21 protein-coding genes, 3 tRNA genes, 1 other RNA gene and 1 pseudogene are annotated in these 22,259 nt (G+C 61.5%); 8 read left to right on the forward strand and 18 right to left on the reverse strand.

The features are described from left to right. The 3 genes and pseudogenes from LQE90_RS10165 to arcA all read right to left on the reverse strand — a co-directional run. Positions 1-119, reverse strand: a pseudogene (locus tag LQE90_RS10165) (carbamate kinase); the annotation flags it as partial. Between the two features lie 21 nt (positions 120-140). Beyond that, positions 141-1,136 (reverse strand): ornithine carbamoyltransferase, encoded by a 996-nt coding sequence (gene argF / locus LQE90_RS10170; protein ID WP_114567550.1) that lies wholly within the window; start codon positions 1,134-1,136, stop codon positions 141-143. Between the two features lie 167 nt (positions 1,137-1,303). Beyond that, complete coding sequence (arcA, locus tag LQE90_RS10175) at positions 1,304-2,521, reverse strand: arginine deiminase (protein WP_216529644.1); 1,218 nt, start codon at positions 2,519-2,521, stop codon at positions 1,304-1,306. 541 nt (positions 2,522-3,062) lie between these two features. Between arcA and LQE90_RS10180 the strand changes: the two genes are divergently transcribed. After that, a tRNA-Arg gene (locus tag LQE90_RS10180) sits at positions 3,063-3,138 on the forward strand. 285 nt (positions 3,139-3,423) lie between these two features. Continuing rightward, positions 3,424-3,666, forward strand: coding sequence for a glutaredoxin family protein (locus LQE90_RS10185; RefSeq protein WP_114567552.1), 243 nt, complete (start codon positions 3,424-3,426; stop codon positions 3,664-3,666). Positions 3,667-3,695: 29 nt separating this feature from the next. Here LQE90_RS10185 and LQE90_RS10190 read toward each other — a convergent pair whose 3' ends face one another. Further along, complete coding sequence (locus LQE90_RS10190) at positions 3,696-4,598, reverse strand: LysR family transcriptional regulator (protein WP_216529645.1); 903 nt, start codon at positions 4,596-4,598, stop codon at positions 3,696-3,698. A 205-nt stretch (positions 4,599-4,803) separates the two neighbouring features. Between LQE90_RS10190 and LQE90_RS10195 the strand changes: the two genes are divergently transcribed. Further along, positions 4,804-6,522 carry an FAD-dependent oxidoreductase gene (locus LQE90_RS10195; RefSeq protein ID WP_114567554.1) on the forward strand — a complete coding sequence of 573 codons (1,719 nt, stop codon included), beginning with the start codon at positions 4,804-4,806 and terminating at the stop codon, positions 6,520-6,522. 451 nt (positions 6,523-6,973) lie between these two features. Further along, a tRNA-Gly gene (locus tag LQE90_RS10200) sits at positions 6,974-7,047 on the forward strand. A gap of 70 nt (positions 7,048-7,117) precedes the next feature. Here the strand turns inward: LQE90_RS10200 and LQE90_RS10205 are convergent. From LQE90_RS10205 to murI, 4 genes are all read right to left on the reverse strand, one after another. After that, positions 7,118-7,681, reverse strand: a complete 564-nt coding sequence (locus tag LQE90_RS10205) for a DUF4256 domain-containing protein (protein ID WP_216529646.1) — start codon at positions 7,679-7,681, stop codon at positions 7,118-7,120. Between the two features lie 190 nt (positions 7,682-7,871). Continuing rightward, positions 7,872-7,948, reverse strand: a tRNA-Pro gene (locus tag LQE90_RS10210). Between the two features lie 128 nt (positions 7,949-8,076). Then, positions 8,077-8,679, reverse strand: a complete 603-nt coding sequence (rdgB, locus tag LQE90_RS10215) for an RdgB/HAM1 family non-canonical purine NTP pyrophosphatase (RefSeq protein ID WP_216529647.1) — start codon at positions 8,677-8,679, stop codon at positions 8,077-8,079. Between the two features lie 52 nt (positions 8,680-8,731). After that, positions 8,732-9,649, reverse strand: a complete 918-nt coding sequence (gene murI / locus LQE90_RS10220; RefSeq protein ID WP_216529648.1) for a glutamate racemase — start codon at positions 9,647-9,649, stop codon at positions 8,732-8,734. A 116-nt stretch (positions 9,650-9,765) separates the two neighbouring features. On the opposite strand from murI, the gene LQE90_RS10225 reads away from it, so the two are divergent. Together LQE90_RS10225 and LQE90_RS10230 are read left to right on the forward strand one after the other, a co-directional pair. Further along, positions 9,766-10,704 (forward strand): AEC family transporter, encoded by a 939-nt coding sequence (locus LQE90_RS10225; RefSeq protein ID WP_216529649.1) that lies wholly within the window; start codon positions 9,766-9,768, stop codon positions 10,702-10,704. 9 nt (positions 10,705-10,713) lie between these two features. After that, positions 10,714-11,199: an aminoacyl-tRNA deacylase gene (locus tag LQE90_RS10230; RefSeq protein ID WP_216529650.1), complete on the forward strand. Its 486-nt coding sequence runs from the start codon at positions 10,714-10,716 to the stop codon at positions 11,197-11,199. A 1-nt stretch (position 11,200) separates the two neighbouring features. On the opposite strand, the gene LQE90_RS10235 is transcribed toward LQE90_RS10230, so the two are convergent. From LQE90_RS10235 to LQE90_RS10275, 9 genes are all read right to left on the reverse strand, one after another. Beyond that, positions 11,201-12,871 (reverse strand): L,D-transpeptidase family protein, encoded by a 1,671-nt coding sequence (locus tag LQE90_RS10235; RefSeq protein ID WP_231088287.1) that lies wholly within the window; start codon positions 12,869-12,871, stop codon positions 11,201-11,203. Between the two features lie 304 nt (positions 12,872-13,175). Then, positions 13,176-13,544: a transfer-messenger RNA gene (ssrA, locus tag LQE90_RS10240) on the reverse strand. Positions 13,545-13,777: 233 nt separating this feature from the next. After that, on the reverse strand, positions 13,778-14,437 hold the full coding sequence (locus LQE90_RS10245; protein ID WP_114567561.1) for a hypothetical protein: 660 nt from the start codon (positions 14,435-14,437) through the stop codon (positions 13,778-13,780). Between the two features lie 50 nt (positions 14,438-14,487). Then, positions 14,488-14,952 (reverse strand): SsrA-binding protein SmpB, encoded by a 465-nt coding sequence (smpB, locus tag LQE90_RS10250; RefSeq protein ID WP_216529651.1) that lies wholly within the window; start codon positions 14,950-14,952, stop codon positions 14,488-14,490. Between the two features lie 15 nt (positions 14,953-14,967). Next, complete coding sequence (locus tag LQE90_RS10255) at positions 14,968-16,119, reverse strand: M42 family metallopeptidase (protein ID WP_216529652.1); 1,152 nt, start codon at positions 16,117-16,119, stop codon at positions 14,968-14,970. 37 nt (positions 16,120-16,156) lie between these two features. Continuing rightward, positions 16,157-16,438, reverse strand: coding sequence for a hypothetical protein (locus tag LQE90_RS10260; protein WP_114567564.1), 282 nt, complete (start codon positions 16,436-16,438; stop codon positions 16,157-16,159). A 120-nt stretch (positions 16,439-16,558) separates the two neighbouring features. Beyond that, positions 16,559-16,900, reverse strand: coding sequence for a GIY-YIG nuclease family protein (locus LQE90_RS10265; protein WP_216529653.1), 342 nt, complete (start codon positions 16,898-16,900; stop codon positions 16,559-16,561). 7 nt (positions 16,901-16,907) lie between these two features. Further along, positions 16,908-17,363, reverse strand: a complete 456-nt coding sequence (locus tag LQE90_RS10270; RefSeq protein ID WP_114567566.1) for a NanQ anomerase/TabA/YiaL family protein — start codon at positions 17,361-17,363, stop codon at positions 16,908-16,910. A 171-nt stretch (positions 17,364-17,534) separates the two neighbouring features. After that, positions 17,535-18,587, reverse strand: a complete 1,053-nt coding sequence (locus tag LQE90_RS10275; protein ID WP_216529654.1) for a GNAT family N-acetyltransferase — start codon at positions 18,585-18,587, stop codon at positions 17,535-17,537. A 233-nt stretch (positions 18,588-18,820) separates the two neighbouring features. Here LQE90_RS10275 and ade point away from each other — a divergent pair, with 233 nt between their 5' ends. After that, positions 18,821-20,629 (forward strand): adenine deaminase, encoded by a 1,809-nt coding sequence (gene ade / locus LQE90_RS10280; protein ID WP_216529655.1) that lies wholly within the window; start codon positions 18,821-18,823, stop codon positions 20,627-20,629. 74 nt (positions 20,630-20,703) lie between these two features. Here the strand turns inward: ade and LQE90_RS10285 are convergent, their stop codons facing one another. Further along, a complete protein-coding gene (locus tag LQE90_RS10285) occupies positions 20,704-21,483 on the reverse strand; it encodes a plasmid pRiA4b ORF-3 family protein (RefSeq protein ID WP_216529656.1) in 780 nt (259 codons plus the stop codon). Positions 21,484-21,584: 101 nt separating this feature from the next. On the opposite strand from LQE90_RS10285, the gene LQE90_RS10290 reads away from it, so the two are divergent. Beyond that, on the forward strand, positions 21,585-22,208 hold the full coding sequence (locus LQE90_RS10290; RefSeq protein WP_216529657.1) for an NUDIX hydrolase: 624 nt from the start codon (positions 21,585-21,587) through the stop codon (positions 22,206-22,208). The last annotated feature ends 51 nt before the right edge of the window (positions 22,209-22,259 follow it).

The following is a 22,259-nucleotide window of genomic DNA, read 5'->3' on the forward strand; positions in this document are numbered from 1 at the left end:
TCGACGATGTTCTTGGCGGTGTCCTTGACCAGCTGGAGCTGCTCCTGGGGCGTGTTGCCCAGGGCGTTGCCGCCCAGCGCGATGACAACGGACTTGCCGTCACCCTTCTGATAAGGCATGCTAATTCACCTTGTCTTTCTTTAGGAGAGGGTGGCGTACATGACAGCCTTGATGGTGTGCATGCGGTTCTCGGCCTCGTCGAACACCTTGGACTGCTTGGACTCGAACACCTCGTCGGTGACTTCCATCTCGGTGACGCCGAAGCGCTCGGCGATGTCGGCACCGATGGTGGTGTTGGTGTCGTGGAAGGCCGGCAGGCAGTGCAGGAAGATGGCGTTGGGGTCAGCCACAGCCATGAGCTCGGAGGTCACGCGATACGGCTCGAGCAGACGGATGCGCTCGGTCCACACCTCGTCCGGCTCGCCCATGGACACCCACACGTCGGTGTAGATGGCATGCGCGCCCGTGCAGGCGGCCTTGGCATCTTCGGTCAGCGTGATGGTGCAGCCGTTCTCGGCAGCGATTTCCTTGCAGGTCTCGACCAGCTCGGCCTCCGGCATGTTCTCCTTGGGGCCGCAGGCAACGAAGTTCATGCCCAGCTTGGAGCACACGACCATGAGCGAACGAGCAACGTTGTTGGCAGCGTCGCCCATGAACACCAGGGTCTTGCCCTTGATGTCGTAGTTGAAGTTCTCCTGCACCGTCAGGATGTCAGCGAGCATCTGCGTGGGATGCCACTCGGTGGTCAGGCCGTTCCACACCGGCACGCCAGCGTTGGCGCCGAGTTCCTCGACGTCGGTCTGAGCATAGCCACGGAACTCGATGCCGTCGTAGAAGCGGCCGAGCACGCGGGCGGTGTCCTCGATGGACTCCTTCTTGCCCATCTGCGAGCTGCCGGGATCGAGGTAGGTCACGCCCATGCCCAGGTCCATAGCGCCAACTTCGAACGCGCAACGCGTACGGGTGGACGTCTTCTGGAACAGCAGGACGATGTTCTTGCCCTCGAGGTAGCGATGGGGGGTACCCGTCAATTTCAGGTTCTTGAACTCGCGGGACAGCTTCAGGAGGTACTCGATCTCCTCGGTCGTGAAGTCGAGGAGCCTCAGAAAGTTGCGACCGCTCAGGCTAGTAGGCATAGTTCATTCCTTTCGTCGTTACTGACAACAAACTTGAAAATCGGCAGGCGGCGCCAAGTTTTCCACCTGCCCCTTTTCGGTGCGCCTCGACCGCTTCGCACAGTCTTGGCGCACCGTAAAAGACAGAAACCGGATGGAACTAGATTATCGCACGAGCGAGGGTAAGACTAGTCCTCGCGGATCAGCGGCATGCTCATGCAGCGCGGGCCGCCACGGCCGCGGGACAGCTCGGCGGAGGGCATCTCCAAAACGTTGAGACCCTTCTCCTTGAGCAGCGCGTTCGTCACGTCGTTGCGCTCGTACACCACGATGGTGCCCGGAGCGATGCACAGCGTGTTCGAGCCGTCGTTCCACTGCTCGCGCTCGGCCGCGATGCGGTCGCCGCCGCCGCAGGGGATGAGCTCCACGGGGTTGCCGACGTACTTCGCCAGGATATCCTCAAGCGTGTCGTTCATTTCCTTGACCTTGATACCGTCGCCTTCGGCGGTGATCTCGAACACGGTCAGCGGGCCCATGATGCCCGGGTGGATGGTGAACTTGTCAACGTCGATCTGGGTGAACACCGTGTCGAGGTGCATCATGGCGCGGTTGTTCGGAATGTAGAACGCCAGGATGGTGTCGACCGGGCTGGTTTCATCGTTGAAGATGTTGTGCGCGATCGCGTCGATGGCGTCGGGCTCCGTGCGCTGCGAGATGCCGATGGCCAGCACGTGATCGTTGATGTTGAGGATGTCGCCGCCCTCGATGTGGAACGTGTTGTAGCGGCTGTAGTACTCAGGGGTTCCCTGGAAATCGGGATGGTACTTGAAGATGTACTCGGCGTAGATGGTCTCGCGGTTACGCGTGACGGAGTACATGCGGTTGATGGACACGCCGTTGCCGATGGACGCGAACGGGTCGCGGGTGAAGTACAGGTTCGGCATCGGGGCGACGACCATCTTGGAAGACTCGGAAACCAGGTCAACCAAGGAGTTCGACTTGTCCGTATGCAGCTCGGTAAGGTTGATGCCCTCCATCGTCTTCATGACGAAGTCCTTGGCATCGGGGTAGTTCTCCTGCAGGTAGTCGAAGATGATCTTCTGGTAGCGCTCCGTGCGGATGCCGGCCTCTTCGATCCACTGCTTCAGGAACTGCTCGCGCAGCGCAGGGTCAGACTCGAGCACCTCAGCCGTGAGGTCCTCCAGGTAAACGACCTCGACGCCGTTGTCACGCAGAATCTGCGCGAAAGCGTCGTGCTCCTCCTGGGCGACCTTCAAGAACGGGATGTCGTCGAACAGCAGCTCTTCGAGCGTGTTCGGCGTCAGGTTCAGAAGCTCTCGGCCAGGGCGATGGAGCAGAACTTTCTTCAAGGGCTTGATCTCGCTCTTGACGTTCACGCCAGCCATTGCAACCCTCCTTTTCCTTTTATGCATTTACAGATTTTCGACTTGCGGCAGCGCCCGTTGCGCACCGGGCGTCCGTTCGACATCGCCAAAATCTCATGGTTCGAAATAAATTGCAACCACAAAACCGAAACAAAACGGACCCCCTCGCAAAGGCACGTGCTTTTTCGGCGAATGGTAAGGTAAATCTACGCATTTCTTCACATTTTGAACACATTTACTAGCGCAAACTAAAGCGTTTGGACGCTCAAAAACGGCCTTATTCGCACAAAAACAAGCGTGCCTCCCCCCTTTCGCACCCGGGCCTTGTTTCGTGTTTATGCATAAATATTCAAAAAGATGCAATTACCCTGCAAACAGGTCGACGCTTTGCGCTCCAGCGCGGGCGCTTTAGGAGCCATTCATGCTTTCGAATCGAGTCTGAGCTATATAAAACCCCTGGTCTACGGCTATTTTTACCACGAGAGAAGCCCTATTGCCCCATTGGCTCATAGTTTGTCCCGCCCGGCTTCATTTAAGGTATAATACCGATGCTCAATGAAACGCGCCCATGGCTCAATGGATAGAGCAACGGACTTCTAATCCGTCGGTTGCAGGTTCGAGTCCTGCTGGGCGCACCAGATTGCTCCAGCCGTTTCGCTTTCGCGAAACGGCTTTTTACTGACTCCATTTTAAAAAACTTTGAATTATTTCAAATTTCTTTTTCTATTGCAATAGTTTTCGCGCATTATTTTTCTTTCCAACAACAGGCTGGAAACCCCGCGCCCATTCGACGCCCGTTCGGGAAACCGATTGGCAACAGCTGCGTCGCAGGGCGCTTCCCCTAAAGATGATAAGTTAGAATAGTAATCTAAATCACCGACAGAAACGCTCGCCCTTGCTCAGCGCATCGAGAGGAGCCGCACATGCCCTACCTGGAAAACCACACGCTTTACTACAAGAAATCCTGCCCGTACTGCCAAAAAGTTCTACGATTCATGGACGCGAACAAGATCACCATGGACACGCGCGACACGCTGCAACCGGGAAACCAGAACGACCTCGTGCGCATTGGAGGCAAGAAGCAAGTCCCCTGCCTCGTTATCGGCAACCGTCCGCTGTACGAATCGGACGACATCGTCTCGTACCTGCGGGGCATCGTATCCTAAAGCGGTGCCCCGACTTCTCGTCTGCGCACTCAGAATCGCTTGCGCAGACGAGCGGCACGCTCGCACAAGTACTCCACCAGCTCGTCTTCAGCAGACGTGGGAGTTCGCGTTTTCAGACGAGACGCCCCGAATCCCCACGTAAATCCGCGTAAAGGCACGGCGCGCACGTCCTCGTTGCCCTTGAACACTTCCAAACACGCCAAATGAGGCAGCGTGAACCCGACGCCCCTCCCGTGCAGCACGAACTCGTATATCCAGAAAATCTCGGAGTACTTCACGATCTCGGGCGGATTCGCTGCGGCGCGCGCGAACCAATCCGACAGCGCGCGGTAGCATTTGAAATCGTCGCCGGGCATGGCGATGCGTCGGCCCGCAAGGTCCTCGGGACCTATGGATTCGCAATCGCCGAGCGGATCGTCGCGGCGCACCCAATACCATACGGGAGACGTGTACAGAAGCCGGGATTCGAACTCCTCGTCGCACGGCACGACGGTCAAAGCCATGTCGTAGAGACCCTCTCTCAGCGCGGCCTCGCACAGAGCGTCGGGCATTTCGCACAGCGATATGGACACGTCTGCATGGGTTTTGAGGTAATCCTGCAAGAAATCGCAGCCGAGAAAACCGGGGATGCCGAGCGAGCAGGCAATACGCAGCTCGACGTAGCCGCTCGAAGCTATGCGATCGAACGCAGCTGCCAGCAAATTGCGCTCGGCTCGCACGCGTTTGGCGTACTCGTAGAACTCATGGGCGTACGGCGTGGCAACGCGCGAGCCGTCCTCATCCATGGTGAACAGCGAAACTCCCAGTTCGCGCTCCATACTGCGAATAGCCTTCGTGAATCCCTGAGGAGACATGGGAACCTTGGCGGCGGCAGCGCTGAAGCTGGGCGATTCGTACGCCAGTATGAAGTAGTCGCACCTGTCCTGAAGCATGGAGCCCTCCCTCCCCTTCTCCAGATCGAACCTTATTGTACTACCAACCGCGTACGAACGGGTGAAACCAAACGTTTCAAGGGGCATCGGCTAGCTGGCCGCGAATCCATTGCGCAACCCGATCCCGAAGGGCCAAACTGAAGGCACGCCGCAGGAGGGCGGCTGGAATCGCTTCTCAGGGAAGCGACGTACAAGGAGGATCATCATGTCCGAAGCAACCAGCAACTTGAGTCGTCGATCGTTTCTCGCAGGGGCCGGCATTCTGACCGCAGGATTCGCCGGAGCCGCGCTGACCGGCTGCAGCCCGAGCGCGCCCGCCACAGGCAGCAAGGACCCGGCTTCCGCGCCCGAAGCGGGCGGCAACGAGCCTGCCGCAAACGGCAGCGACGCTTTGTGGAACATCCCCGAACTGGGAGAGCCGAAAGAAACCGTCAAGGCGGACGTATGCATCGTCGGTGCGGGAGGAACGGGCACAGCAGCGGCCATCCAAGCCATTGACCTGGGTCTCAAGCCAGTTGTGATCGAGCGTCTTTCCGGATACGGCGGATCGTTCATCGGAACCGAAGGCATGACGGCCCTGGAAACGCATTTCACCAAGGCAGACGGCGACATCATGTTCGCCGGCGCCTACAATCCCAACGCCCCGTACGATGTGAAGAACGCCACGAACACGTGCCTGAACTACCATCACTGGATTCCGCAGCACAAGCTGTACGAGAACTTCTTCGGGCAGACGTCCGAAACCATCGATTGGTTGGAAAGCCACGGCATCGAATTCGAAGGGAACATCTCCATCGGCGCCGGTCCGAAGGTATGGCACGTCTACGACAAGGGAGACAACGCCAGTCCCGGCGGCTACTTCATGCAGTGCTTCGGCAAGGAGGCCGAGAAACTAGGCGTTGAAGCTCACTTCAACACATTCGGCCGCAAGCTGATCCTGGAAGACGGCAAAGTGGCCGGCGTTCTGGCCGAAAAGGACAACGGCGACGTATTGAAGGTCGAAGCGCCCGTGGTCATGATATGCACGGGCGGTTACGCGAACAACCCCGAAATGCTCTACAGCGTATCCGAAACGAAAAACGAGAACATCCAGGCGCTTGGCATGGACTGCCGGGCAGGCGACGGATTGAAGATGGCCAAGGACGCCGGCGCCGAATTCGCCGAAGGCCTGGGCACCGTCATGTGGTGCGGACCCGTCACTATAGGAGCCGTTACGGCAACGTGGACCACCGACGCGTACTCCGTAGGCGTGCAGCCCACCGTATGGCTCAACGAAAAGGGCCAGCGATTCTGCAAAGAAGACCTCTGGCTGGACGACTTCTCGGGCGCTGGCATGTGCGTACGCAACCAGGATAAAACGTTCGCCCTGTTCACCGAAGCAGATATGAAACGCTGGGAAGCCGACGGCCCCGATGGGCAAGTGTTCTCGTTCGGCACGCCGGGAACGCCGCTGGCAAAAGCGCGCGAGGTCCTGCAAAAAGCCGAAGGCTGCCACGTGGGCGATTCGCTGGAAGACCTCTGCGCCAAAGTCGGGCTGGACCCCGCCGCCGTCAAGGCGACCGTCGAGCAGTACAACGCCTACTGCGACGTCGCGGCGGGCCTGGACGGAGAAGACCCCAGCGCCGACGAGGAATTCGGCAAGCGATCCAAGTTCATGCACAAGGTGGACGCAGGCCCCTATTGGCTGTGCGAAACCGCTGACGGGTTCTACACCACGTGCGGCGGCATCAAGGTGAACGAGAAGATACAAGTCCTCGACGACAAGGACCAGGTGATTCCGGGCCTGTACGCCGGAGGCTCCGACGCAGGCGGACTGTACGGCGACTCCTACGACGTCAAGTTCGCACCTGGCTCGCAAGCCGCCTGGGCCGTGAACTCCGGGCGCCTGGCAATGAAGGACGCCAAGGAGTACCTGGGCAAGTAAGCCGTTTCGCCCGGTGCAGACGATTTTGCAGCCGCCAAGCATCCCTTCCAAACGCTTGGCGTCGAACGCACCGGGCACATCTTTGCGCTGCGGCTTCGGCGCCGCCCCCTCCCCCGCGCCGAAGTCGCAGGACCCCGTGCACCGCGACCCGATCTCAATTCGACCGAGTCGCGGTGCGCTTTCGAGCAGGCGTTTCGCGACGATGGCTCTTGCGCGATGAATTGGGATGTTGCCGCAAACCGCTCCGCATGCGGTAAAAAGCATCGATTCCTGCCAAAATTTCCGGTTTCCACCGCACAGGACGGCAAGCATCGGGGCGAAAGCGGCTCGATTCCCGCTTTGGGTTTTCGCGTCAATGGCCGGGTTCGACCGGATTCGTGGATTCCCTGGGATAATTTTGCGCGCATCGGAGAAACTTGCGGTACAATAGGCGCCGCGCTTAATGCGATATGCGGGTGTGGTTCAATGGTAGAACCTGAGCCTTCCAAGCTCATGACGCGGGTTCGATTCCCGTCACCCGCTCCACGAACGCTCAAGAAGCCCGATCATCGCGATCGGGCTTCTTTTTTCCTTCGCTTCCCTTGAGTCAGCAAGGCTACAATTCCAGCATTGCGCGGAACCCGCGCGCCGCATAGTAGGAATCGGCTCCGTTGTGAAACGTGAACACGCGGTTGTAACGACGGTCGCAGAACAGCGCGCCGCCTAAAGCGCGCACGTCGTCAGGAGTATCTATCCAGCTCGACGTCTTGAGGTCGAACGCACCGACCTCCTGCAAGCCCCGGTATTGAGCTTCGGTGAGAATCTTCGCGCCCATGGCATCCGCCACGCCAAGCGCGCTCCCTTGCGGCTTGTTGCGCTTGCGAGCTTGAAGCGCTGCGTCGTCGTAGCACAAGCCTCTTCTCCCGGCAGGACTTTCAGGCGAGCAGTCGAAGAACGCGAGCGCATCGCCAGCGGCTCGATCGCGCACGACGTCAGGTTGGCCGCCGGATGCCTCCATGGCCTGCAAGACGGCCAGCTTCCCGGGAGCCGCCGCAAGGCGAAGACGCACGTCGTCCCATGACGCATCAAGATGACGCTCGGGATGTTGTTCGAAACGGACGCGCAAGGTTGTCAGCAGATCGCCGAACTCACGATCAGCTTCGGAATGGACGGATTCCATCGCTATCGCCCCTTATCTAGTCTCATGCTCATTTGAAAACATGGTAGGACAAGAAGGCGCGCGCGGCGCACAGGACGCGAAACGGGAAGGAAACGGTTGCCGACGGCGTTTGCGCTTGTGACGAGAATGCCGAGATCTTGCAAGATTGCGAGCCACTTGCACAGACGCCGATCCGATTCAAAAAGAAAAATGGTCGGGATGACAGGATTCGAACCTGCGACATCCTGCTCCCAAAGCAGGCGCGCTACCAGGCTGCGCCACATCCCGACGTTCGGCTTGACGAAAGCCTATACATGATAAACGAACCGCATGATAATGGCAAACGCAAAGACGGCAAACGCCGGAGGGCAGCTCGAACGGCCCCGTACGACGTACGGCGCTTCAGCGAGCGGTTGCTAGCGCTTCGCCTCCAGCTTCGATCGCAGCTCGCGCAGGGCATTGCCGCGATGAGACACCGCGTTCTTCTCTTCGGGAAGCGCCTCGGCAAGCGTACGGCCATCCGCGAACACGTCCGGCAGGAACAGCGGGTCGTACCCGAAGCCGTTGCTCCCCCGCTCCTCATGCCCGATCCGGCCCTCCACGGTACCTCGCGCCACCGTCTCCGAACCGTCTTCGTCGATCAGCACGAGCGTGCACACGAATCGCGCCGTACGGTCGCGATCGGGCACGTCCGCAAGCGCTGAGAGAAGCTTGGCGTTGTTGTCGGCATCGGTGGCGTCTTCGCCTGCGTAACGAGCCGAGTACACGCCGGGCGCGCCGTCGAGCGCGTCGACCTCAAGACCGGAGTCATCGGCCAAAACGGCCTTCCCGCCGCTCGCTTCGTGCGCCGCGCGCGCCTTGATGCGCGCGTTGCCCAAAAACGTATCGGCATCTTCTGCAGGGTCGGACTGGATCCCCAGCTGACGCAGCGTGCCGAACTCCCAACCGGGAAAGTCCAGCGCCTCGGCGATCTCCTGAGCCTTATGAGCATTGTTGCTTGCGATGACAACCGTTTTCATGCGATGCCTTTCGTCTCTTTCATGCCAGCGGCCTGTAGCTGACGCAAAATGCCTACGAGCACGGGGGAAAGTCCACGCGCCCGGCGGCGTCGATAGGATTGCGAAACACCCGGCTGCCGAACGTGCGGAACTCTTCGGCATCCTCTCCGGTGGTGTAGAACTCGTAGCGCGGCACATGGTCGCACGAAGCAAGGGCTCCGCGTCGACCGAGTATCTGCATCACGTCGTTCGCGGCTTCCTTAGCCGACGAGATGAGCGTGACATCGCGCCCCACCACGCCGCCTATCAGCGCTTTCAGCAACGGAAAATGCGTGCAGCCAAGCACCAACGTGTCGATATCGCATCGACGGAGCGGCTCGAGATACTCCTTCGCGATTTCCTGGAACGCCGGACGGATGTAGACCTTCGACGCAAGCGAGGTGTAGTTTTCAATGGGTCCCTCGGCCATGCGAATGCCCTGCTCGGCAATCTCGACGAAACGGGGCGTAGCCGTCGAGAACACGGTGATCCCCGCGTCGATATGGCGGATGGCGTCGGTGTACGCGTTCGAGTCCACCGTCGCCTTCGTTGCAATTACCCCGACCCGGCGACTCTTCGTAGCGTGAACCGCCGCACGAGCCCCAGGTTCCACCACGCCGATGACCGGCACGGGAAACGTCTTTTGAGCATGAGCCAAACCGGCAGCCGTCGCCGTGTTGCACGCGATGACGATGAGCTTGACGCCGCGCTCCACCAGCCAGCCGCCGATCTGCTGCACGAATCCGTCAACCTCGGACAACGAGCGGGGCCCGTAGGGACAGCGAGCCGAATCTCCCAGGTACGTGATAGACTCGTGCGGAAGGACCTTCGCGATCTCGCGCGCAACGGTAAGCCCGCCAAAGCCTGAATCGAACACGCCGATCGGCGCGTTGTCGTAAGGAATGCGCAATCCGTTCTCGCGCGACTCGGTAGATGTTCGAAGATCGTCCATGCATCCAAGTATACCGCAGGCTCGGTTCATGCACCGAATCGGCACCGGGCTGCCATAGTTTCTGCTAATCTTGCAGCTGCCCTAAAATCCGAACGAACCCCCGAAGAAAGAAGCCCATGAGCTTTCAAGCTATCGAATACCAGATGATCGTGCTGTTTTTAGCCATGGCGCTTGGATTCGTCGCGCGCAAGCTGCACGTCATGAGCGAGGAATCGGACAAGATGCTCTCGCGCCTGGTACTGACCATCACCCTCCCATGCACGATCCTGGCATCCGTCCTCACGCGCGACAGCCTGCCCGATCCCGCCACTATCGAAACCATCCTTTTGTTCTCGTGCCTCGCGTTCGCGCTGGTCCTTGCCATCGCCTTCGCCGTGCCGCTTCTGTTCGGGCTCAATCCCTCGAAACGCGGAACGTACAGCTTCATGCTGGCGTTCGGCAACACGGGCTTTCTGGGATACCCGGTGCTCGAAGCGGTTTTCGGCCGCGAGGCGGTTCTTTACGGAGCGATATTCAACATCCCTTTCAACATTTTGGTGTTTACCGTAGGCGTTATGATGCTCTCCCAATCCGAGCGAAGCCTGAAAGAACAGGTGCGCGAAGGCGCACGCAACCTGATCAGCCCCAGTCTGATCGCATGCCTTGCAACCATGGCGCTCGCGCTTTTGAGCGTGACGGACATCGGCGTGTTCGGCGAAGCCATCGACACCATGGGCTCGATGACCACGCCAGCGGCGCTGCTCATCATTGGATCGAGCCTGGCAACCGTGCCTGTAAAAACAATGATCACGCACTTCAGAACCTACATCATGGCGGCGTTTCGCCTGCTGATCATTCCCGTATGCATCTGGCTTGCGTTCAGTCCCTTCGTTGCCGACCCGCTGCTGCTCGGCGTGCTGGTCGTGGTGAACGGAATGCCCGTGGCAACGAACGGCACCATCCTATGCCTGCGCTACGGAGGAGATCTGAACACCATCATACGCGGAACGTTCGTGACGACCGCGCTTTCGCTTGTAACCATCCCCGTTCTTGCCGCTTTGGTGGGCGGCGTGTAGGAGCGAACCATGTCCAAGCAACACGAAACGAAAACCAACGCCGTACGCGAACTGGAAGCAGCCCATGCCGACTTCGAAGCGCGCTTCTTCGACTGCCCCGAGGCCCTGTCGGGCGTCGAGGTGGCACAGCTTCTGGGACTCGACCAGGACCGCGTGTTCAAAACCCTGGTCACGCAGGGAAAATCGGGGGAACACTACGTGTTCATGATACCCGTGGCCTGCGAACTCGATCTCAAGAAGGCAGCGGCGACCGTGAACGAGAAAGCCGTAGCCATGATCAAAGCGCGCGAGCTTTTACCGCTCACCGGCTACGTGCACGGAGGCTGCTCTCCCGTGGGCATGAAAAAGCAGTTCGTCACGACCATCGACGAAACAGCCGAGCTGTTCGAGCGCATCGCCTTTTCCGGAGGGCGTATCGGATGCCAGGTGGAAATGCCGCTCTCCGAACTGGCGCGCATGATGCCGCTTGGCATAGCGGATCTGACCGTGGTATAGCCTACCAGTGGCTAACCACCACGTCACCCGGCTGAATGATGCCGTACAAAGCCGCAGCAGACGAAGGCGGCAGGTTCACGCAACCGTGGCTTCCGCCGCCGTCCTGGTACCTTGTACCGCCGAAATACGGCTGCCAATCGGCATCGTGCATGCCGATCACGTTGCCGACGAACGGCATCCAGTACTGCACGGTGGACTCGTACTTCGAACCGTCCAGGTTCGTTCCCTTCAACACTGACGGAGAAGCCTTCGAGTTGAGCACGTACACGCCCGTGGGGGTATTGTGCGCGCCGTTAGGCGTGCCGCTCACGCACGGGGCCTCCCAGATCAGCGCGCCCGAAGCATCGTAGAAGCGAACGTACTGCTCGGACAGGTCGATGTCGCAGTACCGAGCGCCCCAGTCCTGGGCGCCGGCGCCATTGAACGCCGTGCCCGAAGAGAACGTGGGCACCTCCGCGCTCTGCACGCTTCCTGCAGCGACCGCCTCTTTCACCATGGCAAGAAGCGCATCGCGATCGACGTCCCATCCGTAAGACCCGCCCTGGACGGTAATCACCTTGCCGTCGGGCCGCGTGTACGTACGCGCCGTGCCCACGGTGTCGCACGCGGCAACCACCCCGTCGACCCACGCGGTAAGAGCCTCTTCGTTCAACGTAGCGTTCACGTCTTCGCCGAGCACGACCCACTGAGAAACAAGGTCGGGATTAACAGCGCCCACCTGGGTTCCGCCCATAGTGAGCGTGAGGTTCGCCTTGATCATGGTGTTGGCCGAATCGGCCGCAGCTTTCAGTCGCTGATCGGAGGAGAGGACGGTCGGCTTCTTCAGATGGTCGGCCGTCAGCTTGGCCGTGGGGTCGAGCGCTACCAACGCCTCGTCAGCCGCCCGCACAACCGCATCGGCATCAAGGGCGGTTCCGGAGACCTCTGCTTTCACGACGAATGCGCCTACGGATTCATCGTAGGCAACCGTGGCATCCGCTGGCGGCGTAGCGGTTTCGTTGAACGTTTCCACAGCCTTACGTACGGCCTGCTCAAGGCCGGATTCGTTGAAGCTTGCAACCAATTTGTCGGTAGCATCGTGCGCGCGCGCCAGCTCAAGGGGCCACGCCCACGGGTTGACATCCGCATGAGCTTGCTGGACGATCTTTTCGGAATCAAGCGACAGACCGGCATCGGCAGCCGTCAACTTCAACGTGAACCCTTGCCCGGTCACGGTAAGCTTGTAATCCTCGACGGAGGATGCCAGAGAACGCTCGGCATCCGCGGAGGACATGAGCGACACGTCCACGTTGCCAATGGCGGAGTTCGGCATGAATCGATCGAAGAAGTACACCGACCCGCCGATGTATGCAGCAGCCGCCAGCGCCACGATCACGCCCAGCACGATGGCGAGCACCTTCAACGGCCTGCGCCGCCGACGAGGAACGGCCATCGCATCCGCGGAGAGCGTATGGAGCGAGTCGGGAGACGCGTACACCTGCTCGGAAGCGTACATCAACGGATAGTCCTCCGCCTTCGAAGCGGAAGCGGGCGGCATGGCGGCCGTCGCATCGGGAGCCGAAGAATCGGAGGGAACAGGAGAAAATACCTGCTCAGAATCGGTATCGTTCGGACGCTGCGCGCCAGCGGCATGACGGCCGTGCGCAGCCTTGTTATATTTCTTGTCGCTCATAATCTCTCTCATGAGGTCGGGGCGTCGCATTATTGTAGCAAGCAAAAGCTGCTTTTTCTGTAACAAAACGGCAGCAGCTACAACTAACGAGCCGTTCGGCGGCAGCGCGGAAGTCCCGGGGTTGGGCGCGAATCAGGGGCGTTTCCACGCGCTGGGTTGCCACCGACGCGTCCGAACCCGGGCTTCCGCTTGCCTGCGCACGCTTGAAGCAACAGCCCAACGAGCCTGCTCGCCCCATGCGAACCTGAAACAAAAAAAAGCCGCCCGATCTGCGATTTCGCACGATCTGGCGGCTTGCTTGTCTTGGTGGAGGCGCGGAGAATCGAACTCCGGTCCATACTACATAATCCATGAGGCTCTACAAGCTTAGTCGTTGGTCGGATTTCGGACGGGCGCGGTCCATCGACAAACGTAGCCCAACCTAGCCGGTTCGATCTTTGCTTGAGCCATACCGGCTACGTGCTCAAGCGCATTCCCCTTAGTTGATGCCGGACCGAGAGTCGGGGAAATCCCAAGGCCGACAGCCAGGTGCGATTAAGCAGCCATGGCGAGCGCCGGAGCGCTCTGAGTGTTGTTCTTGCCAATTAAATTGACGGTACCCCTGTTTAACGTGGCGAGGAGACCACGACCTGCTCCTCATTTCAAACGTACCATGTCGAAACCAGTCGCCCCCCTTGCATAAGGCAAGGCCGTTCGCCTGCTCGGCGAAACGTCCAGGGTCGATAAGCCCCACCTTGTCAAAGTTCACGCGACGACATCGCCTACCGGTGTATCGGAATGCCGGAGCGTCAGATGCATCGCGAACGTTCATTCTATCCGGTGATCCCGGTTTGTCAAGCGAAGGGCCTCCGAGCGCTTCCCCGAAGACCCTTCAACTAGGCAACTAGGCAGTTCGGCAAGCAGCCGCTACTTCTTCAAAAGCGAGCTGAAATCAAGGGCGCTCTTGATGTCGTCGAACGCACCCTTCAACTCAGCCGCAACGGCGATGCCGTCCTTGTAGATGGCGTTGACGTCCTCGGTCGCCTGAGCAACGCCTTCCTTCGTGATGCCCAGGTCGAATTCGTTGTCCTCCTCGGCACCCTCTTCTTCGTCCTCGTCGTCTTCGACGTACAGGTACTCGGCCTCCTCGCCGTCCTCCATGAGCACGAAGCCGATGCGATTGCCCTCGTCGTCTTCGATATAGCGGACGATATCGTCCTCGTCCAGCTCGAGCTCCACCAATTCGTACCCGTCGTCTTCATCGGAAGGCTCGTCGATGAACTCCTCGTCATCGTCGCCTACGATATGAAAGCCCTCCTCGGACAGATCGACTCCGGTCTTCTGCTCGACGACCGCCGCCAGGCCGCCGTCGTCACCATCGGGGCTGGTCTCCCCTTCGCCGTCGGGCCCTTCTTCGGCGAAGAAGTCCTCGTACGCCTCCTCGAGGTTCGCTTCGTCGTCGCGTGGATCGAACTCTTCGTCATCTTGGAATTCCTCGACGTCTTCGATCTCGGTTTGCTGATCGATCAGCTCGGCCTCCGTTTCGGCGCCGGCTTCCATGCTCTCCAGCTGTTCGTCCAAGCCCATGATGGCCTCCTTTTCCACTTCGTCGACCGGCGCGAGGCGCGGCTCGGCATCTAACGGTTGCGCTCCTTCAGCGCTCGCTCCACCTCGCGGCGAGAATCGCGGGCAGCCATGCTGGCTCGCTTGTCGTAGAGCTTCTTGCCGCGCGCGACCGCCAGCTCCACCTTCACGAGCGAATTCTCCTTGAAGTACATCTTAAGGGGCACGATGGCCATGCCCTTTTCCTTCACCTGCTCTTGCAGCTGGCGAATCTCCTTCTTATGGAGCAGCAGCTTGCGCTTGCGGTCCGAATCCACGTTCGCGATGTTGCCGTGCGTGTAGGGAGGAATGTGCACGTTGTGCAGCCACACCTCCCCGTTGCGGACGAGCGCGAAGCAATCCGTCAGCTGGCAGTGGTTCTCGCGCAGCGAGCGCACTTCGGTGCCCGTCAGCTCGATGCCGGCCTCCAGCGTTTCGAGGATCTCGTACTCGTGGAACGCCTTGCGGTTCTTGGCTATGGTCTGCGCTTCGCGTTTCATGAGCGTGTTACTCTCCTACTCCGCAGCGGCTTCGCGAAGCGCGTCGGCCGCAACGTCGGAATCCGCCGGGTCCTGCGCGTCGCTCGCATAGCCGCCCATGCCCGGCACGAAGCTTGCGTCCTCGTCCAGATCCAGCGCGAAGCGAACCAGCAAGCGCACCGTGGCGTCCAGGTCGGACAGGCACACCACCTCGGTGGGCGTGTGCATGTAGCGCAGCGGCACGGACACGAGGCCCGTGGGGATGCCGCCGCGCGTCACCTGAATGGCGCGCGCATCGGTGCCGGTCACCGCAGGCTCGGCCTCGATCTGGTACGGAATGCCCTCGGCCTTCGCCGCAGCCACCAAACGCTCGAACACTTCGGGGTTGATGTTGGGGCCGCGCGCAATGACGGGGCCTTCGCCGCACACGATCTTGCCGTACTTGGTCTTTTCGATGCCGGGGTAATCGGTGGCATGAGTGACGTCGAAGGCGATGGCCACGTCCGGGTTCTCGCCGTATGCGGACGTGGTTGCCCCGCGCACGCCGATCTCCTCCTGCACCGTGGCGGCCGCGATGAAGTCGCCTTGCGCACGGCCCGCCTTGGCCAGCTTCTCGAGCACGCGCGTGACCACCCACACGCCCGCCTTGTCGTCGAACGCGCGCGACACGGCCATGTTGCTGCCGAAGCGCTCGAAGCCCACGCCGAACGTGATGACGTCGCCCACGCGCACGAGCTTCTTCACGCGCTTGGCCGGCATGCCCAGGTCGATGACCAGCTGATCGATCGGCGTCACGTTCTTGCGCTCGTCGGCCTTGATCAGGTGGATGGGCTTGCGCCCCACCACACCGCGCAGAGGCTCGATCGAGTTGGAGGCGTGCACGTCCACGCGCAAGCCGGGCAGGATGGCCGCGTCGACGCCGCCCACGGCAGACACCGACAGAAAGCCGTCGTCGGAAACGTAGGTAACCATAACGCCGATCTCGTCCATGTGGGCAGCCAGCATGAGCGACGGACCCAGCCCGCGCCCGAACAGCCGCGCATGGACCGAGCCCATGACGTCGGTCTGAATCTCGTCCGCCGTGTCGGCAAGGCGCTCGCGGACAACCTTGGCCACCGCGATCTCGCTTCCGGTGGGCGACGGGGTTTCCAAAAGCCGCTTGAGGTATTTCACCTGGTTTTTCTTCATGATGCTCCTTATGAGACGATGCCGCTTTCGCGCGCGGCTACCACCATTCCTTCTTCTTCGCGCGTTTGCGCTCGGGCTTCGGCGCTCGGAAATCGAGTTCCAGCTGCTCGTCGCAGGCCACCGTGGTGGCTTTTTTGCGCTCGACCTTCACGATGCTCCACGACACGGCGTCTTTTCCGTACAGCTCGAGCATCTTCAGGCGCGCATCGCGCTGGTTGCCCTTGGTTCCCGCACGGGACTCGCTCTCGAATTCGAACAGGCCCTTCGCTCGAGCGTCGGAAGCGACGGGGGAAGAGTAATGGGCGATGTAGGTTTGCATATCCGTCCTTCTTGCAATGCTTGGTGCTTGTGAGCAATCTTACCACGAGCCGCACCTCTCGCGATGACGAGCGCTGGACTTCGAATAACCGTCACGCCCTTGACACCGGACGACCCGAAATCAGGAGCCGTCGGCCTCCCCTTCATGGAAGGCATCGGGCAGAGCAGCACGAAGCACCTGGTCGAACGGCTCTTGAAAAGCCCGTCGAACCAGGCGCTCCTTTTGGGGTCGAGACAGGTGCTTGAAGCGGTACTCCGCGCTCATGGCCTCGCGCTTCGTTGCGAACGCGGCCTGCGCGACAAGGCGAACCGGCAGACGGGAGCGCGTGTACTTCGCCCCCTTGCCCGCGTTGTGCGTACGCACGCGCTCGGCCACGTCGACCGTGTAGCCCGTGTACCACGTGCCGTCCGCGCATTCGATCACGTACAGATAGTGGGCGGCGTCCGTCGAATCGGACCGCACGGCGACGCTAGACCCGCACCTTCACGACGATCTTGCGCACATGCTTCGCCGCGCCGAACGAGCACCCGGGCTTATGCCCGTCTTCGGGGGCGAACACGGCAATCTGGCCCGCGCGCAGCACGATGCTGCTGCACCCCGGAGGCGTGCCGTACACGCCGAAGTCGGAATCTTCGTCGAACGAGCCGATCTCGATCATGCCTTCGAGCGGCGCGTACTGAATCAGCTCCTCGCCCGAAACCACGAACTGCACGTCGTAGTAGCGGCGGTGGGCTTCCATGCGCTTGTCCGGCGCGGGAACGGTCTCGTACTCCTGCACGTTCGCGAACACGTCGTCGCCGTCGATGTCGACGCGTCCGAGCGGCAACGCGGCCAAGTCGTCGCGCGAGAGGAACTCGTAGGCTTTCCGGAAGCGTTCGGCCAGGTAGTCGTTCTGCGCAGCATGCGCGAGCGGGGTAACGAGCATGGGTGTCCTTTCATAGCGGCTCGCGGCAACGCCGTGCTGTGGGCGCGCCGCTTCGTTCGGCATTGTTCGTGCAGCAGTATACACCTTGCCGCCGCCAACGGCGCCCGGCCCGCAAGCCCTGCGGCGCCGCATGCGCGAGCCCGTGAGCCTCGCGCAGCAGGCCGCCCGGCCTCACGCTCTTTCGGCGCGCCAATCCTCCCTGGCCAAACAGTACAGCAGCAGGTCCTGAAGCGTCCCGTCATGAGAAGGCTCCGCCGCATGCAGCACGCCTTCGCGCGAGAACCCGCACTTCTCGATGACCCGCCGGGAGCGATCGTTGAACGGGTAGCAGGTGCACGAGACGAGAAGCAGGCCCAGCTCGTCGAAGCCGTAACGGATCATCTCGCGTGCGGCTTCCGTCACGTAGCCGCGCCCCCACGCGCGCTTCGCCAACGCATAGCCCAGCATGAGGCAGTCGACGTTGCGCCGCTGCGGGTCGCGGATAAGGCCGATCGAGCCGATGCACGGCCCGCATGCACCGTCCTCGAAACGCTCGAATATGCCGAACACGTGCGGTGCCGAAGCGATCTCTTCCACGAAGAAGCGCGCATCCTCGCGCGTGCGATGCGGCGCCCACCCGGCGTCCGGCCCGATGGCGGGATCGCTGCAGTACGCGAACACGTCGTCGATGTCCGCCTCGGTAAGCGGGCGCAGCACAAGGCGCTCGGTTTGGAGCGCAGGGCACTGCGCGGACGACGACGCGAGCACGGCGGGCAACGCGCCCGGATCGCGAGCGACGCTGGCGGCGACGCACGCCCGTAGCTGGTTCTCGTCGAGCACGCGGACGCCCTCGGCGCGCAACGCTCGCGCAGCCACGCCGTACCCGGCAACGAGCGTGCCGGTGAACGTCCCGTCGTAGATAAGGCCGTTGCCGCAGGAGGGGCTTTTCGACTTCAGCACCGCAAGCTGGCAGCCTTGGGCGCGCACGCAATCGACCACGCTCTGCGCTCCGGCAAGAAACGCGTCGGTTCCGTCTGTGCCTTGACAGTCCACCACGCGCAGCGCGCGCTGCTCAGCCACGATCTCGAACGCCGGATGCGGCACGCTCAAACCGCCCGCAACCTCGGGGCACACGGGCGTCACCTCGTGGAAATCGCGCAAGGCCAGCACGTCCGCGCATGGCTTGGAGGCGCCGTCGAACCGGCACGGGGCGCTCAGCAAACACGCGCTCGCCGCTATCTTCATGAAGCACCGTCCGTTCCGTCGACTCTTTCACCGCCCCGTTTCCTTCTGCATTGTACCATCGGGCCGCGCGCGAACGGCACCAGCCGGGCGCATGGAACTCGGCAAGGCCCGGCACGCTTGCGCTTTCCGATTGAAGACCCGGGAAGCACCCTCGACGATCCGGCCGGCAAGGCAGATAATGACCGTACCAGTCCGTGCGCCGCATGGCGCCGTCCCGTCGAAGGAGCTCCGGTATGATCAACAACTTCTGCAAGAAACCGCTCTGGGAATGCTCGAAGACGCTCGCTGCCGTTGTGCAAGGGCAAAAGCCGGCCGACGTCGTGATTCGAGACGCCAAGCTGGTGAACGTTTGCACCGCGGAGATCCAGGAAGGCATCGACGTGGCCATCGCGCAAGGGCGCATCGCCTACTTGGGAAGCGCCGAACACTGCATCGGCGAAAGCACGCAGGTCATCGACGCGCAGGGACAGTACATCGCACCCGGATTCCTAGACGGGCACATCCACGTGGAATCGTCGATGATGGGCGTGGGCGAATACGCGCGCGCCGTCGTTCCCCACGGCACCACGGGCATCTACATGGATCCGCACGAGATCTGCAACGTGCTGGGACTCGACGGCGTGAAGGTGATGGACGAGGACGCCCATCGCACGCCGCTCAAAACCATGATCACCACCCCGTCGTGCGTGCCCGCGGTCCCCGGCTTCGAGGACACCGGCTCGTTCGTCGGCCCCGAAGACGTTGCCGAGACCATGAGCTGGCCGAGCGTCGTCGGGCTGGGCGAGATGATGAACTTCCCCGGCATCCTGGGCGGCACCGATCACGCGCACGGCGAAGTGGGAGCCACGCTGGAAGCCGGCAAGATCGTGACCGGCCACTACTCCATGCCCGAAACCGACCGAGGGCTGAACGCCTACATCGCCTCGGGCGTGCGCTGCTGCCACGAATCGACGCGCGCCGAAGACGCACTGGCCAAGATGCGCTTCGGCATGTACGCGATGCTGCGCTACGGATCCGCCTGGAAAGACCTGCCGGTGCTGGCCGAAGCCGTGACCGGCAACGACATCGACACGCGCTACGCAGTGCTCGTAAGCGACGACACGCATCCTCACACCCTGGTGGCCGACGGGCACCTCGACCACATCGTGCGCACGGCGGTCGAACTGGGCATCGACCCCGTCACCGCCATCCAGATGGTCACCATCAACTGCGCCCAGTGCTTCCAGATGGATCACGATCTGGGCTCCATCGCGCCGGGCAAGTGCGCCGACATCGTGTTCCTGGACAACCTGGAAGACCTGCGCGTCACGCGCGTCCTGATCGACGGCGACGTTGTCGCCGAAGACGGCAAGCCGACGTTCGACCTGGAGCCGTTCGTGTTCCCCGCATGGGTAACGCACTCCATGCACCTGGGGCTCGACATCACGCCCGAGACATTCGCCGTGCCGGTGCCCGAAGGAGCGTCGAACACGGCTGCGCGCATCCGCACCATCGAAGTCATACCGGGAAAGGTGGGGACGTTCGAAACGCACGTGGACCTGCCGGTGATCGAAGAGCTTCTGGAGTCCGACACCGGGCTCGACGTGCTCAAGACATTCGTATTCGAGCGGCACCACGAAACCGGCACGTTCGGCTACGGCTTCGTGAAGGGCTTCGGCATCAAGCGCGGAGCCATGGCGTCCACGGTGGCGCATGACGCGCACAACCTGCTGGTAGTCGGCACGAACGACGACGACATGGCGCTGGCCGCGAACACGCTGGCTTCCTGCGGAGGCGGCATGGCAGTTGTGGCCGACGGCGAGATCCTGGGCTTGGTGGAACTGCCCATCGCCGGCCTCATGGACGCGCTTCCCGCCGAAGAGCTGAGCGCGAAGGTGCATGCGCTGGAAGGCGCCTGGGAAAAGATCGGTTGCACGATGCCCTCGCCGTTCATGACCATGGCGCTCATCCCCCTGGCCTGTCTGCCCGAGCTGCGCCTGACGAACCGAGGGCTGGTCGACTGCACCACGTTCCAGTTCGCAAGCCTGCTGGCCGCGCAGTAAACCCGATCGCAAGAAAGCCCGGCACGCCGAAGTGGCCGGGCTTTCTCTTTTTTATTGGGAAGCAAAAGGCTCGGCTAGAGAACCGCGTCGTCTTCCTTGAGGTTCATGCTCATCGATACGCTCATCATCATGAGCATCTTCTCGACCAGGAGGCTCTTGCACATTTCCTTGAGCTCTTCGGGGTCATCGGGAATGAGATCGGCCTCCATTTCATCGACCATGTCGAAGGCGAACGACTCGTTCAGGCCGAAGACGTCGAAGAACTCGGGGTCGAAATCCGCGCCGCTCTCGTAACCGGCCCAATCGAGCATTTCCCCGTGCGCAGGATCGGAGGGATCCGCCAAGATGCGGCACAAGTCCTCGTACCCGCCCACGCCGCCGCAGTCTTCCGGCGGGGCGAGGCGCGCGCCGTCCACGCATATCGGGAAGAAGGGAACCAGGATGTCGGCTTCGGGAACCTCGTCCTCGACCTCCAGCTCTATCTCCCAGTTGTCCCCCAAGTCGTAGGTGTACAGAAGCTTGTCTCCCGGACGCAGCACTTCGGCCGCGCCCTTCTTCTCCGCATTGTAATGCGCGCCGCTTCCTGCGGGCTTCGTCGCCATGTCGTCGTAGAGCTGCGGAGCGTCGTAGGAGACGCCGTCCTTCTCGAACAGGTACAGATGATAGCCGGCCCAGTCGAACGACTTCGCAATCGATTCATGGAGCAGGCCCATGTCCACTCCGGAGGGAACCAGGATCCTGCGCCAAATAGGAGGCTCCGATTCGAGGATTGTGGCTTTGATCTGGTAAAGAGTGGGCTCCTGCGCCGATGAGGAGCCGTTGTCGCCCGGAAACTCGATGATTTTGGCCGTCATGGAAGGCCTCCTTCTTGATTGTCGTTCAGCAAGGTGAAGTGTAACAGAAAGCACCGTGGAATCGTCTGGCGCCCGCGTCCGGCTCGCCGTACAATGTCCTCGTGACGCTCATCGACGACATACGCGCGTACCGGCCCTTCAACCAGCAGGAGGCCGCGGACCGAACGACCATCCTTCAGCGACTGGAGGCCGATCCGCATGCGTTCGACCGCACGTCGCCCGCGCATGTGACGTGCTCGATCTGGACGGTCGACCCCTGCGCGGCCAAAGCCCTCATGGTCTACCACCGCATCTACGATTCCTGGTCGTGGATCGGCGGGCACGCCGACGGCGAGCGCGAGCTGGCGCGCGTCGCGCTGCGCGAACTGGAAGAGGAGACGGGCATCGCGCGGGCGCGCTTGGTGCCCTGCGGGCCGGGCGGCATCTTCTCGCTGGAAGTTCTTACCGTGAACGGCCACGAGAAGCGCGGCGCGTACGTCGGCTCGCACCTGCACCTCAACGTCACCTACCTGGCCGTCGCATCTCCCCGCGACCCGCTGCGCAGCAAGCCCGACGAGAACGCGGACGTGCGCTGGTTCGACCTTGCCGAAGCGTGCGAAGCCTCCACCGAGCCGTGGATCCGCGACCGCATCTACCGCAAGCTCGTCGAAAAGCTGGCCCTCGTCGATCCCGATGCGCTGCGCAGCGCGCATCTATCGGCTTCGCATGGAGAAGGCCCCGAATGAGCGCATTCCGCGAGCAAACAAACGTTCCCGCGATATACAATGGACGTTTGA

The sequence above is a fragment of the Paraeggerthella hominis genome (assembly GCF_021044775.1).
Taxonomy (GTDB): domain Bacteria; phylum Actinomycetota; class Coriobacteriia; order Coriobacteriales; family Eggerthellaceae; genus Paraeggerthella; species Paraeggerthella hominis.